The sequence below is a fragment of the Metallococcus carri genome, from assembly GCF_011440275.1.
In the GTDB taxonomy this organism is placed as follows: domain Bacteria; phylum Actinomycetota; class Actinomycetes; order Actinomycetales; family Dermatophilaceae; genus Metallococcus; species Metallococcus carri.
In genome coordinates, this window is record NZ_JAAOIV010000013.1 from 50,999 (window position 1) to 63,781 (window position 12,783).

At 67.9% G+C, this 12,783-nt stretch carries 11 protein-coding genes and 1 pseudogene; 6 read left to right on the forward strand and 6 right to left on the reverse strand.

Going from position 1 to position 12,783, the window contains the following annotated elements:
• Positions 1 to 6: 6 nt before the first annotated feature.
• Complete coding sequence (locus tag G9U51_RS15620; RefSeq protein ID WP_166198243.1) at positions 7 to 555, reverse strand: GNAT family N-acetyltransferase; 549 nt, start codon at positions 553 to 555, stop codon at positions 7 to 9.
• Between the two features lie 146 nt (positions 556 to 701).
• On the opposite strand from G9U51_RS15620, the gene G9U51_RS15625 reads away from it, so the two are divergent.
• From G9U51_RS15625 to G9U51_RS15635, 3 genes are all read left to right on the forward strand, one after another.
• The gene (locus G9U51_RS15625) at positions 702 to 1,235 is read left to right on the forward strand and encodes a GNAT family N-acetyltransferase (protein WP_166198245.1); all 534 of its coding nucleotides are present in this window, start codon (positions 702 to 704) and stop codon (positions 1,233 to 1,235) included.
• Positions 1,236 to 1,421: 186 nt separating this feature from the next.
• On the forward strand, positions 1,422 to 2,384 hold the full coding sequence (locus G9U51_RS15630) for a helix-turn-helix transcriptional regulator (RefSeq protein WP_235946225.1): 963 nt from the start codon (positions 1,422 to 1,424) through the stop codon (positions 2,382 to 2,384).
• 185 nt (positions 2,385 to 2,569) lie between these two features.
• Positions 2,570 to 4,210 (forward strand): FAD-dependent oxidoreductase, encoded by a 1,641-nt coding sequence (locus G9U51_RS15635; protein ID WP_166198247.1) that lies wholly within the window; start codon positions 2,570 to 2,572, stop codon positions 4,208 to 4,210.
• Between the two features lie 497 nt (positions 4,211 to 4,707).
• On the opposite strand, the gene mgrA is transcribed toward G9U51_RS15635, so the two are convergent.
• Positions 4,708 to 5,751, reverse strand: a complete 1,044-nt coding sequence (mgrA, locus tag G9U51_RS15640) for an L-glyceraldehyde 3-phosphate reductase (RefSeq protein WP_166198249.1) — start codon at positions 5,749 to 5,751, stop codon at positions 4,708 to 4,710.
• 17 nt (positions 5,752 to 5,768) lie between these two features.
• Here mgrA and thpR point away from each other — a divergent pair, with 17 nt between their 5' ends.
• The 3 genes from thpR to G9U51_RS15655 all read left to right on the forward strand — a co-directional run bounded on the left by thpR (position 5,769) and on the right by G9U51_RS15655 (position 9,668).
• Complete coding sequence (gene thpR, locus G9U51_RS15645) at positions 5,769 to 6,317, forward strand: RNA 2',3'-cyclic phosphodiesterase (RefSeq protein WP_166198251.1); 549 nt, start codon at positions 5,769 to 5,771, stop codon at positions 6,315 to 6,317.
• A gap of 46 nt (positions 6,318 to 6,363) precedes the next feature.
• Entirely contained in the window at positions 6,364 to 8,319 is a 1,956-nt protein-coding gene (locus G9U51_RS15650; RefSeq protein WP_166198253.1) for a TerD family protein, read from the forward strand.
• A gap of 131 nt (positions 8,320 to 8,450) precedes the next feature.
• On the forward strand, positions 8,451 to 9,668 hold the full coding sequence (locus tag G9U51_RS15655; RefSeq protein WP_166198255.1) for an MFS transporter: 1,218 nt from the start codon (positions 8,451 to 8,453) through the stop codon (positions 9,666 to 9,668).
• A 3-nt stretch (positions 9,669 to 9,671) separates the two neighbouring features.
• Here the strand turns inward: G9U51_RS15655 and G9U51_RS15660 are convergent, their stop codons facing one another.
• From G9U51_RS15660 to G9U51_RS15675, 4 genes and pseudogenes are all read right to left on the reverse strand, one after another.
• Positions 9,672 to 9,950, reverse strand: a complete 279-nt coding sequence (locus G9U51_RS15660; protein WP_166198257.1) for a hypothetical protein — start codon at positions 9,948 to 9,950, stop codon at positions 9,672 to 9,674.
• A gap of 79 nt (positions 9,951 to 10,029) precedes the next feature.
• Positions 10,030 to 11,115 carry a calcium:proton antiporter gene (locus G9U51_RS15665; RefSeq protein WP_166198259.1) on the reverse strand — a complete coding sequence of 362 codons (1,086 nt, stop codon included), beginning with the start codon at positions 11,113 to 11,115 and terminating at the stop codon, positions 10,030 to 10,032.
• A gap of 10 nt (positions 11,116 to 11,125) precedes the next feature.
• A pseudogene (locus G9U51_RS15670) lies at positions 11,126 to 12,100 on the reverse strand (TerC family protein); the annotation flags it as partial.
• A 112-nt stretch (positions 12,101 to 12,212) separates the two neighbouring features.
• The gene (locus G9U51_RS15675) at positions 12,213 to 12,764 is read right to left on the reverse strand and encodes an LOG family protein (RefSeq protein WP_166198263.1); all 552 of its coding nucleotides are present in this window, start codon (positions 12,762 to 12,764) and stop codon (positions 12,213 to 12,215) included.
• Between the last annotated feature and the right edge of the window lie 19 nt (positions 12,765 to 12,783).

Below are 12,783 nucleotides of genomic sequence, written 5' to 3' on the forward strand. Positions count from 1 at the left end.
TCGAGGTCAGGTCAGGTCGGCGCGGATCCGGCCGAAGATCACCAGGTCGACCCGGCCACCATGGACGATCCCGGCCGACCGGGCGACGCCCTCCCGGGTGAATCCGGCGGCTACGGCGGCCTTCTGCGAGGCCAGGTTGCCGGTGGCGGCGCGGATCTCCACGCGCTGCAGGTCCTGGGTGCGCAGTCCCCAATCGGCGAGCAGGGCCGCGGATCGGCCGGCCAACCCGCGGCCGCGCGCCCACGGTGCGACCCAGTAGCCGATCTCGCTCACCTGCGAGCGCCAGTTGGTCGCCTTGAGGTCGACCAGTCCGGCAAACCCGCCGTGATCGATCACCCGCAGCAGACCGGTGCCGGCTTCCTGCTGGGCCGGGGCGATCTCCCGCACGAAGGTCGCGGCCACCTGCTCGGTGTACGGCTGGGGCAGCGGCAACCATCGCAGCGTCTCGGCGTCTTGGCAGGCGCGGAAGATCGGGTCAATGTCATCCTCGGTGACCGGCCGAAGCCGCAGGTCAGCGGCGTGCAGAGGGACATCGTCGAAGCGGGCACGCGGCATACGGAAAAGAATCTCAGAAAAAGCTGTAACGCCCGGTGACGCCGCCCGATGTAACCGTTGAATGAGGCGCCACTCGAACCCCCGAGCGAGTGGCGCCTCATCCATGTCCGGCGGCCCTAGCCTGCTGCCATGAGGTGCGCCGCGGCATGATCATCAGACCGGCGGAGGCCGCTCGTGACGCGGCGTCATGTGCGGCGATCTACGCGCCCTATGTCACCGACACGGTGATCAGCTTCGAGGCCGAACCACCGGACGCCGCCGAGATGGGCAGGCGGATGAACGCCGCGATCGAGTGGCTGGTGGCCCGCGAGGACGACGTGGTGCTCGGCTATGCCTACGCGACGCGGCATCGCGAACGCGCGGCCTACCGTTTCGCATGCGACGTCAGCGTGTACACGGCGCCTGCCGCTCACCGGCGCGGCGTCGGAACTGCGTTGTATGGCGAGCTGCTCGCCCGGGTGACCGCGCGCGGCTTGCGGATGGCGTGTGCCGGTGTGACACAACCGAATCCGGCCAGTGTGGGCTTCCACGAGGCGATGGGTTTCCAACGGGTCGGGCTCTATCGGGCGATCGGGTGGAAGTTCGGCGCGTGGCATGACGTGCTGTGGCTGCAGCGTCCGCTGGCGGGCGACGGGCCGCCGGAGCGCGAGCCGAACCTCACCGCCCCCTCCGCCGGTTGAGGCCCCACCCTCGCCGGTTGAGCGAGCGGAGCGAGTCGAAACCAGCGAACCCCCTCCCCTCGCCGGTTGAGCGAGCGGAGCGAGTCGAAACCAGCGAACCCCGGGAAGCGGTCGCGATAACCGCCGGAAAGCTCTACTACGGGTGTTGGATGGTTGCGGACGATTGGCCGCCGGAAGGTTCACCCGATGCTGCGCGACGAAACCAGCCCGACCGCACGAGCGCTGCTCATGCTCGAACTCCTGCAGGCCAGCCCCGGCATCAGCGCCGACCGCCTCGCCAGCCGTCTGGGAGTCTCCACCCGCGCGATCCGCCGCTATGTCGAGATCCTGCGGGAGGCCGACATACCGGTGACCTCGGTGCGGGGACCGGCGGGCGGCTACCGCCTGGGCCGCGGGCTGCGGCTGCCACCGCTGATGTTCAACGCGCCCGAGGCGCTCGCCCTCGTGATGGCGGTGCTCGACGGGCATCACGACGCTTCCGACCCGCACACGCCGGTGGGCAGCGCCCTCGGCAAACTGCTGCGCGCGCTGCCGGAATCCGTTGCAGCACAGGCAAAAGCAGTCCGTATGGCGACCGCGCCAGTCCGCGACCGCGGCGCCGCCCGCCCCGATCCGGAGACGACGGTGGCGCTGGTCCGGGCCAGCGAGGCGCGCCGACGGGTGGACATCGACTACCGATCCGAGGCGGGCTACGAGCGCACGATCGACGTCGAGCCATGGGCGGTCGTGGTGCGGCACGGCCGGTGGTACCTGCTGTGTCAGGCCATGCACGCCGGCGAGACGCGCGCCTACCGCATCGACCGGGTGCGATCGGTGCGCGAGCGGCCGGAGACCTTCGCCCCGCCGGACCTCGACCCGGCGAGTGCGCTCGAGGAGCACCTCGGCCAGGGCTGGGAGCACCCGGCCGAGGTGGTGATCCACGCCCCGGTCGACCAATTGCGTTGGCTGTCAAAGCATCTCGGCCGCCTCGAAGCGATTAACGAGGGCACCACTGTGCTGCGTGGCAGCACCTCCAACCCGGTGATGTATGCCGAGCAGCTCGCCCTCATCCCCGGTGACTTCGAGGTGCGCCGGGGCGACGAGGTGCGGGCTGCGGTGGCGGCGCTCGGCCGACGGCTCACCGCCGCCGCACGCCTTTCCGCCGGTTGAGCGGCGCCCCCTCGCCGGTTGAGCGGCGTCCCCCTCGCCGGTTGAGCGGCGCCCCCTCGACGGTTGAGCGGCGCCCCCTCGACGGTTGAGCGAGCGCAGCGAGTCGAAACCACCACCACCGCCCCCGCGACACCCGATCAGCGCTGGGACTGGCGCGGCGGGCGGCATACGGGAGAAGATCCGGCGTGACCAACCCAGCGATCGTCATTGTCTCCGCCGAACACGGCGAGGCCCTGTGCAGCGAGTTCAGCCGCTATGTGCGCGACTACGACATCCGGTGCGCGGGCGACAAACGCGACGCCATCAAGCTGATGAAGTCGCTGCGCGCCGAGCAGATCGACGTGGCGATGATCGTCGCGGATTCGGCGATGATGGAGGTGCTCAAGGCCTTCCACGACTGGCGGGCCGTGGTGCCGACGGCGCGGCGCATCGTGGTCGCGCACCGCAGCCGATTCGCGCAGGACGCCGAAGCCTTCCGGCCGGCGCTGGGCAAGGGCAAATTCGACGCATTCCTGTTGATGCCACAGGGAGTTCGCGACGAGGAGTTCCACACCGCGGTGACCGAGCTGCTGTCCGATTGGGGCTCGACCGTTGCGGCGCCGGTCGTCGACGCGGTGCGGATCATCAGCCGCCCAGGCGACCCGCTGACCTACGAACTGCGTGACTTCTTCGACCGGGTCGGGGCACCCAACCGCACCTACTCACCCGACCATCCGGTCGCTCGCGAGGTGCTGTCTCACCTCCCTGAGGACATCGAGCTGCCGGTCGTCGAGAGCTTCGCGCGGGCGCGAGCGCATGTCGGCAGCGTGCGCGAGGCGGCGGCCCTGATGTATGGCCGGCCCGATCAGGTCGAGGTCGGCCACACCGTCGACGTCTGCGTCGTCGGCGCCGGTCCCGCGGGTCTCGCGGCCTGTGTGTATGCCGCGTCCGAGGGCCTGGCGACCGTCGCGCTGGAGTCGGAAGCCATTGGGGGACAAGCGGGTACGAGCTCGATGATCCGCAACTACCTGGGTTTCCCGCGGGGCATTTCGGGTGCTCGATTGGCTCAGCGGGCGCGTGGCCAGGCGATCCGTTTCGGCACGCGATTTTTCACCGGCTGGCCGGCGACCGGCATCTGCGCCAATGGTGAGGGTGGATTCGTGGTGCAGACCGACGGTGGCGACGTGCAGGCGCGCTCGGTCGTGATCGCGACCGGGGTGAGTTATCGGCGGCTGGGCGTCGAAAGTCTGGAAGCACTCGTCGGGCGCGGCGTGTTCTATGGCGCCGCGATGGCCGCTGCCCGGGAGATGGCCGATGCCGATGTGGTGGTGGTCGGCGGTGGCAACTCGGCCGGTCAGGCGGCGATTCACCTGGCGCGTTTCGCCCGCAGTGTGACCATCGTGATCCGCCGGTCGAGCCTCGCCGAGACAATGTCGGCATACCTGATCGGTGAGATCTCGTTCAACCCGCGGATCACCGTGTGCAGCGAGGCCGAAGTCGTCGACGGTGGGGGCGAGGCCGCGCTGGAGTGGATTACCTTGCGGCACAACGATTCTGGCGAAGACGAGCGGCGGGAGGTCGGCGGGTTGTTCTTGCTGCTCGGCGCCCAGCCGCACTGTGACTGGCTCCCGCCGGAGGTGGCCGTGGACGAGCGGGGCTTCATCCTGACCGGTCGCGACGTGCCGCAGGAGCGGTGGATCGACGGCGAGCCGCCCGAACTGCTGGAGACCAGCCTGCCCGGTGTGTTTGCGGTGGGCGACATCCGGTGCGGGTCGATGAAGCGGGTGGCCTCGGCGACCGGTGAAGGCGCGTCGGTGGTGCCGGCGATCCACGCCTTCCTCGGCTGAGGGCGCGCGACGCGCCGAGGCGGTTGGCTGCCCCGGCGTGTCGCGGTCGCTGGTTGACGGTGACGCGCCGGGGATGGGGTATTCCTCGGCGTGTCGCGGTCGCTGGTTGACGGTGACGCGCCGGGGATCGGGCGTCCCTCGGCGTGTCGCGGTCGCTGGTTGACGCTGACGCGCCGGGGATGGGGTATTCCTCGGCGCGTCGCGGTCGCTGGTTGACGCTAACGCGCCGGGGATCGGGCGTCCCTCGGCGTGTCGCGGTCGCTGGTTGACGCTGACGCGCCGGGGATCGGGCGTCCCTCGGCGTGTCGCGGTCGCTGGTTGACGCTGACGCGCCGGGGATCGGGCGTCCCTCGGCGTGTCGCGGTCGCTGGTTGACGCTGACGCGCCGGGGATCGGGCGTCCCTCGGCGTGTCGCGGTCGCTGGTTGACGGTGACGCGCCGGGGATCGGGCGTCCCTCGGCGTGTCGCGGTCGCTGGTTGACGGTGACGCGCCGGGGTCAGGCGCGACGGGACCGACGCCAGAGGTCGATGTCGGAGTCGACCGCGTGCTTGTCGATCGCGGCGAGCTCCTCATCGGTGAACGTCAGGTTGTCCAGGGCACCGAGTGAGTTCTCGAGCTGCTCGACGCTGGAGGCGCCGATGAGAGCGGAGGTCACCCGCTCGTCACGGAGGATCCAGGCCAGTGCCATCTGTGCAAGTGTCTGGCCGCGCTTCTTAGCGATCCGGTTGAGCGCCCGGATGTGCTTGAGCGCGTCATCGCTGAGCAGCTTCGGGTCGAGCGATTTGCCTTGGGACGCACGGGATCCCGCGGGGATGCCCTTGAGGTATTTGTCGGTGAGCATGCCCTGCGCCAGCGGCGAGAAGGCGATGCAGCCGACACCCTCGGCGTTGAGCACAGCGAGCAGGTCTTCCTCGACCCAGCGGTTGAGCATCGAGTAGGACGGCTGGTGGATGAGCAGCGGGGTGCCCATCGAGCGCAGAATCTCCACGGCCTCCTGGGTGCGAGCGCCGCTGTAGGAGGAGATCCCGACATACAGCGCTTTTCCTTGGCGCACAATGGAATCCAGTGCACCCATCGTCTCCTCGAGGGGTGTTGTCTCGTCGAATCGGTGGCTGTAGAAGATGTCGACATACTCCAGCCCGAGCCGCTGGAGCGACTGGTCCAGGCTGCTGATCAGGTACTTGCGGGAGCCGCCACCCTGACCATAGGGGCCGGGCCACATGTCGTATCCGGCCTTGCTCGAGATGATCAGCTCGTCCCGGTACCGCTTGAAGTCCTGAGCGAAGATGGTGCCGAAGTTGCGCTCAGCGCTGCCGTAGGGCGGCCCGTAGTTGTTGGCCAGGTCGAAGTGCGTGACGCCCAGGTCGAACGCCCGGCGCAGCACTACCCGCTGGCGATCCAACGGCACATCGTCGCCGAAGTTGTGCCATAGGCCGAGCGAGATGGCCGGCAAGTCGAGGCCGCTGTCGCCACAGCGGCGGTAGATCATCGAGTTGTAACGTCCGCGGAGGGCTTGGTAGTCGTCGGCGTGCATCGTCATGAGTTCATGATGGACCCATGGTGGCGACGCAACGGATGTTCGTAGGGGTGGTTCCGCCGCGGGAGGTCGTGGAGGACCTCAGCGAGTTCCTCCAGCCCCGAGCCGGTATGCCGTGGATCGCGCCCGAGCAGTGGCATGTCACCTTGGCGTTCTGCCCGGCGGCGCCGGTGCACCGCGAGGACGAGCTCATCGAGGCGTTGGGCCGGGTTGCGTTGCGGCACAAGGCGTTCGACACCTCACTGGGAGGCGCGGGAACCTTCCCGGATGTCTTGTCTGCTGTGGTGCTCTGGCTCGGCATCGATGGCCCGCTGTCACCGCTCGCCTCCTCGGTGCGCGGCGCCTGCAATTCGGTTGGCGCGACTCCGGACGGCAAGGCGTTCGTGCCACACCTGACCTTGGCCCGGCTTCGCCGGCCGATGGACGCGCGCAAATGGATCCAGGTGCTCGACACCTATCGCTCGCCGCAGTGGCGCGTCGACCGGATCGAGCTGATCGCCTCCCATCTGCGCGAAGGACCGAAGGGACGTCCTCGGTACGAGACCATCGCCGAACTCCCACTCGGGTGAGTCGCATCGCGCCGCAGAGAGCATCTCGCGGTGGTTCACTAGGCCGATGGGAGAGGAACAGGGGCAAGGGGTGGCACTCGTCAGAGGGGCGAATATCTCGCTCCGCGACGAGGACGCCGAGCTGGAGGCACTCACGCTGGTTCTGGATGCGCAGGACTCGGCATCCAGTGATCCGATCGAGGCGGACGTCAGTGTGCTGCTGGTCGGTGAAGACGGTCGGGTCCGCGGCAACGAGGACTTCGTCTTCTACAACCAGCGGGCTGCATATGACGGTGCGGTGCAGCTTCGCGAGAAGCTCCGATCTGTCGACCCGCCGACGACCTCCGACTTCATCACCGTCGCTCTCGACGAACTGCCGGATCACGTCACCCGAGTGGTGGTGGTCGGCAGTACAGATCCTGGCGCCGCCAGCTTCGCCGAGTCGCCGATGATTCAGGTGCGTATCCAACGGAGCAACGGCGATGCGCTCGGACACTTCCGAATCTCGGAGCTCACCACCGAGCGGGCACTCATCTTCGGTGAGTTCTATCGCAGGCGCGGCGATTGGCGATTCCGGGCAGTCGGACAGGGCTACTCGGACGGGCTGGAGGCGGTCGCTCGGGCGTTCGGAGTCGAAGTCGCTACAGACACTCCGGCCGAAACATCGGACGCGCAGCGATCCGAGGTGCCCGAGCCCGTCAAGGCGAAATCCGTTTCGGTGCAGCGTGATCGACGACCTCCGAAGATGCCTGCCGCGTGGCGCAAGACTCTGCCGGAGGGCACCGCGGACCTCCGGCCAGCACGTCTCTTTCCGACCGCCGGCATCGGAGGCTCAGCCGAACGCGAACAGCGCGCGACCTCGATCCTGCTGAGTGTTTCCTCCGTGGTGCGCGACTTCGGACTCAGTTGGCTCCGTCCCTGCGGTGCCCCGACCGGGCCGATCACGGCGTACGTCGAAGTCCCGTTCGGTCACGACGAGTTGCCATACCGGCCGGATGGACTCGTCGAGGTGACCCGGGGTAAGCGCACTTGGCGTGCCCTTGTCGAAGTTAAGACCGGGACGAATGACCTTGAGGACGAACAGGTTTCGACCTACGTGGAGATCGCCCGGGCGCAGAGCTTTGATGCGGTTATCACGATCAGCAACCAGTTGCCGGGACCGGAAGGTGTCCATCCAGTGATGGTGGACAAGCGAAAGCTGCGCAAGGTCGACCTCTTCCACGTGTCGTGGGACGAGCTGCGAATGAGTGCCGCCTTGCTGCAGCACCGCGGCGCCGTCAGTGACCCGACCCAACGGTTGGTTTTGGAGGAGTTCGAGCGCTACCTCGATTCGGAGCGGGCTGGTCTTCGCGGCTTCGAAGACATGGGAAAGTTCTGGCCGGCGACGCGCGACGCCGTGCGCAGCGGGACCGCGCGGCCCAATGACAGGGGAGTGATCGAGGTTTGCGATCGCTTCGACCAGGCCGTCCGCAAGGCTGCCATCGAGTTGTCGTGCTTGCTGGGGGTCGAAGTTCAATCGGCTCGCCCGCGCGATATGCAGGATCAGACCAGCAGGCGGCAGCAACTGACCGACTCGGCGAAACTCTTCGGCGCGTTGAGAGTTCCTGGCGCGCTCGAATCGATGTACGTCGGCGCGGACCTTCGCGTCGAACGCGTGGCGTGCTCGATGACGATCCCGGCTCCGCGGGAAGGGCGCCAGCTGACCCGCGTCAACTGGCTGTTGCGGCAGTTGGTCGACGCACGAGACGGCATCCGAGTGGAGACAGTCCTCGCCGGGTCGAGGCGTGATTCCACTGCGGCACTGCTCAAGAGCGCCCGCGCCGAGCCGACGACTCTGGTGCCAGCCGGAGACGGCGACATTCGCGGGTTCATCGTCACGCTCGAAATGCCCATGGGGGCAAAGCGATCCGTCGGCACTGGCGGGTTGGTCACCTCGATCGGTGACGTGACGAAGTGGTTCTACGACGAGGTCGGGCAGAACGTCCGAGCGTGGTCAGCGCGGCCGCCGAAGATGCCGGATTAGCGGGACACTCGTCGGACCAAACCCCGCCGCTCGCCCGGTGATAGGTCACCGCTCGGAACGAAGTCGTGGCGGCTTGGGGGCGGGGAAACCGGTTTGACCTCAGGTGGACTTGAACTGTCAAGCTTGCGCCTGTGCGTCAGCGTCTTGGGATCCCGCCCGTCGGCCGCAATCGGTTCTTCGTCACTGCAATGGCCATCGACGCGGTGGGCACCGGGGTCTTCGCCCCGGTCGCGATGCTCTATTTTCTCGCCACCACCTCGGTCGGTGTCGGCCGTGTCGGACTCGCGTTGAGCATTGCCGCTGCGATCGCCATACCGATGACCTTCGTGACCGGGCTCTTGGTCGACACCTTCGGACCGCGACCAATCTTGTTGTCCGCCAACGCCGTTCAGGCCCTCGTCTACCTCGGCTATCCGTTCGTGCACGGTTTCACCGGGATCGTCGTCGCGACGACCGTGGCCAGCCTCGGGCAGGCGCTGTTCTGGGGTTCGTTCTCGCCAACGGTCGCGGCGCTCTCTCGCCCGGGTGAGCGCGAGATGTGGTTCGGCTTCCTGGGCGCGCTGCGCAATGTCGGCTTCGCGGTCGGCGGGATCGCGTCCGGTCTGGTCGTCACCATCGGCACACCCACGGCATTCCACGCGATCGTGATCGTCAACGCCGTCTCCTACGCCGTCGCGTTCGCCATGCTCAGCCGTGAGCGGGTCCGCCGGCCCAAGCCGACCCACGAGCCGACGCATTGGGCAATTGCCTTGCGGGACAAGGACTATCGCCCGCTGCTCGTCAACAACCTGGCGTATGCCGTCTGCTCGCTCGCCCTCGTCTACGCGATGCCGGTTTATGCCGTGTCGGTGCTGGGACTGCCCGGCTGGACGGCCGGCGCGATCTACACGGTCAACACCGTGCTGGTGGGGTTCGGTCAGGGCCCGGCGGTCGCCGCCATGCGCGGTCACGTGCGCGCGAGAGTCACGGCCGCCGGCTACGTCGCCTTCATCGTCGGCTTCGGCCTCCTGGCCGTGGCGAGCGCACCGGCCGAGGTCATCGCGGTGGGGACGGTGCTTGTCGGCGTCGCCGTTTATACCGTCGGCGAGGTCATGTGCGGGCCGGTGCTCAGCGCGATCGCGGTCGAGAGTCGCCCCGAGGCCGAGCGCGGCCGCTACCTGTCGGTCTATCAGTTGACCTGGAACCTCGCTAGTGTCATCGCACCGGGTGGTTTCGGCCTGCTGCTGCAGTTCAACCGCCCGAGCGTGTGGCTGGCGCTGATCGCCGTCGCCGCGGCGGCCGGGCTGCTCGCGCTTCGCCTGCCGCTGCGCCTACCCGTCGCCGGTCAGGTCGTCACGAATAAGGCGTGAACCTCACGAGTCCCCGGGCAGCAGCGCGCGTGGCGCCAGATAACGGACCGAGCCGTAGCTCCACTGCGAGGCGCTGCCGTAACAGCTTCCGGCATACCTGATGGTCCCGCCGCCCGAGGTGACCCGATCGATCACCCCGGCCCGGGTCGAGACGCACGCGGCGATGGTCGGGTAGACCGCCGATCGGTGCGTCCACAGCGTCTCCGCTGATGCGGCGCCGGCCGCGGCGACGAGCGAGCCACTGAGGGCGACGGCGGCGGTGGTGCGTGTGATGACGTGCATGATTCCCCCTAAGTCGGGCGGCGCCTCCCCCGGCGCGACCGACCAATCGAGTATGCCGGGTGGCGGGGCAGCGAGGCAATCACGGGTTGATCGCGAGGAAGACGAACGAACCGAGCAGCACCAGGTGGACGCCACCTTGCAGGCGGGTTGCGCGGCCCGGCACCACGGTGAGGACGCTGACCACGACGCTGAGCGCGAGCAACACCAATTGCGTTGAGCCCAGGCCGAGTTCGAGCGGTCCGTCCAACCAGAGCGACGCCAACGCCAGGGCGGGGATGGTCAGGCCGATGCTCGCCATGGCCGAGCCGTAGGCCAGGTTGAGGCTGGTCTGCACCCGGCCGCGGGTGGCGGCCCGTGCGGCGGCGAGCGTCTCCGGGGCGAGCACCAGCAAGGCAATGATCACGCCGACGAAGGACGCCGGGAAACCGAGCGCCGCCACACCGCGCTCGATCGCCGGCGACTCGATCTTGGCCAGCCCGACGACGGCCACCAGGGACACGAGCAGCAGGCCAAGGCTCGCCAGCGCAGCCCGGCCCGACGGCGGCTCGGCGTGTGAGTCCTCGGCGATGACGTCGCCACTCGCGTCGACCGGTAGGAAGAAGTCGCGGTGCCGCACCGTTTGGGTGACGACGAAGAGGCCGTAGAGCACGAGCGAGGCCAGCGCGGCGAAGGTCAGCTGAGCCCCGGTGAACTGCGGCCCGGGCGCGCCGGTGGTGAAGGTCGGCAACACCAGGCAGGTGCCGGCCAGTGCAGCGACCGTCGCGAGCGCGCCGCCGGTGCCCTCAGGGTTGAAGTGGCTGAAGCCAAACCGTTGTGAGGACAACAGGATTGACAGGCCGGCGATGCCGTTCACCGTGATCATCACCGCGGCGAACACGGTGTCGCGGGCGAGCGTGGCGGTGTCCTTGCCGCCGCTCACCATCAAGGTGACGATCAGCGCCACCTCGATGATGGTGACCGCCACCGCGAGCACGAGCGAGCCGAAGGGTTCGCCGACGCGATGAGCGACGACCTCGGCGTGGTGCACCGCGGCGAGCACGGCGCCGCCGAGCAGCACCGCAACGAGGATGACGGGGATCGTGCCGAGGTTGCGGCCCCACGTGAGGGCAAGAGCAACGAGCGCGACGACCGGGACGACATTCGTCCAGGCCAGCCGCTCACGCATCGGAGCGGGCCGCGGTGCCGCGGGACTTGATCAGCGAGGCGATGACAGTGATGGTGAGCACGCCGACAATGATGCCCAGAGATGCACCGGTGGAGATCTCGATGAGCTTGACCGGTTTGCCGTCGTTGATGAACGGCACGGTGTTCTGCTTCAGCGCGTGCAGCAGCAGCTTGACGCCGATCACGCCGAGCACGACCGCCAGGCCGTAGCTCAGGTAGACCAACCGGTCGAGCAACTCGTCGATGAGGAAATAGAGCTGGCGCAGGCCCAGCAGTGAGAACGCCGTCGCGGTGAAGACGATGTAGGGCTCTTCGGTCAGGCCGTAGATCGCCGGGATCGCATCGAGCGCGAAGAGGATGTCGGTGCCGCCGATGATGATCATCACCAGCAGCATCGGCGTCATCACCCGCCGGCCGGCGACGCGGGTGAAGAGCTTGTCGCCGTCATACTCGTCGGTCGCGTTGAAGAACCGCCGCGCCATCCGGGCGATGATGTTGTCGCCGGTGTGCTGGTCGGTGCCCTCGGGTTTGAGCATGTGACCCGCGGTGAGCAGCAGGATTAGGCCGAAAACGTAGAAGATCCAAGCGAATTGGTTGATCAGCGCAGCACCGATGAAGACGAAGATGGTGCGTGCCAGCAGGGCGATGACGATGCCGACGAGCAGCACCTTCTGCTGATACTTCCGCGGCACGGCGAAGCTCGTCATGATCACCAGGAAGACGAAGAGGTTGTCGACCGACAACGCCTTCTCGGTGAGATAACCGGCGAAATATTCGGTGCCGAACTCATTGCCGTAGGTGCCACGGGTCACCAGCCAGAGGCCGATGCCGAAGACGACGGCGACGCCGACATACAGCGCCGACCAGATCGCGGACTCACGCAGCGTCGGCTCGTGTGCCTGGCGGACGTGGAAGAAGAAGTCGAAGAGCAGCAGGCCGACGATCGCGGCGACGGTCAACAGCCAGACATAGACGGGGACGTCCATCGGTCCTTCCCGGTGGGCGTGGTGTGGAGGGGTTCACTGCCTGCAACGCCCGAACCGCCTCCAGAGTGCCCGGCTCACCAGTCGCGACGGAAATCGGCCCGCGAGGGCGGCCTCAGCGCCCGCGCAGTCCCGTCGCGTCGAGGTATGCCGCAGCGTCGGTCGTCACGATGAGGTCGGCGAAGGTGTCGGCCGAGACCAATTCGCCGTCGACCATCCGCTGCAGCATTGCCAGCATCGGCTGCCAGAAGCCACCCACATCGAGCACGCCGACCCGATGCGGCAGGTAGCCGAGGGTGCGCCAGGTCCACACCTCGAAGAACTCCTCCAGCGTGCCGATGCCGCCGGGCAGCACGAGGAAGGCATCGCCGAGCTGCGCCATACGGGCTTTGCGTTCGTGCATGGTCTCGACGACTTCCAGCCGGGTGAGGTCGTGCCGCCCCCACTCCCGGTCGATCATCGATTGAGGTATGACGCCGATGACCTCGCCGCCCGCGTCGAGTGCGCCCTGGGCGAGAGCGCCCATCGAGCCGCCGCCTCCGCCGCCGTAAACGACGCCAAAGCCGTTGTCTGCCAGGGTTTTTCCGGTGTCGTATGCCGCCTGCTGCCACTGCGGGTTGTTGCCCGGGCGGGACGCGCAGAACACGGTGATGAACGGCTGGGTCATGGCTCAAAGTCTCCCCGGC

Excerpts from the sequence above, each read along its gene's own strand:
- G9U51_RS15620 (WP_166198243.1), bottom strand. The coding sequence starts at position 555 with ATGCCGCGTGCCCGCTTCGACGATGTCCCTCTGCACGCCGCTGACCTG.
- G9U51_RS15625 (WP_166198245.1), top strand. The coding sequence starts at position 702 with ATGATCATCAGACCGGCGGAGGCCGCTCGTGACGCGGCGTCATGTGCG.
- G9U51_RS15630 (WP_235946225.1), top strand. The coding sequence starts at position 1,422 with ATGCTGCGCGACGAAACCAGCCCGACCGCACGAGCGCTGCTCATGCTC.
- mgrA (WP_166198249.1), bottom strand. The coding sequence starts at position 5,751 with ATGACGATGCACGCCGACGACTACCAAGCCCTCCGCGGACGTTACAAC.
- thpR (WP_166198251.1), top strand. The coding sequence starts at position 5,769 with ATGGTGGCGACGCAACGGATGTTCGTAGGGGTGGTTCCGCCGCGGGAG.
- G9U51_RS15650 (WP_166198253.1), top strand. The coding sequence starts at position 6,364 with ATGGGAGAGGAACAGGGGCAAGGGGTGGCACTCGTCAGAGGGGCGAAT.
- G9U51_RS15660 (WP_166198257.1), bottom strand. The coding sequence starts at position 9,950 with ATGCACGTCATCACACGCACCACCGCCGCCGTCGCCCTCAGTGGCTCG.
- G9U51_RS15665 (WP_166198259.1), bottom strand. The coding sequence starts at position 11,115 with ATGCGTGAGCGGCTGGCCTGGACGAATGTCGTCCCGGTCGTCGCGCTC.
- G9U51_RS15675 (WP_166198263.1), bottom strand. The coding sequence starts at position 12,764 with ATGACCCAGCCGTTCATCACCGTGTTCTGCGCGTCCCGCCCGGGCAAC.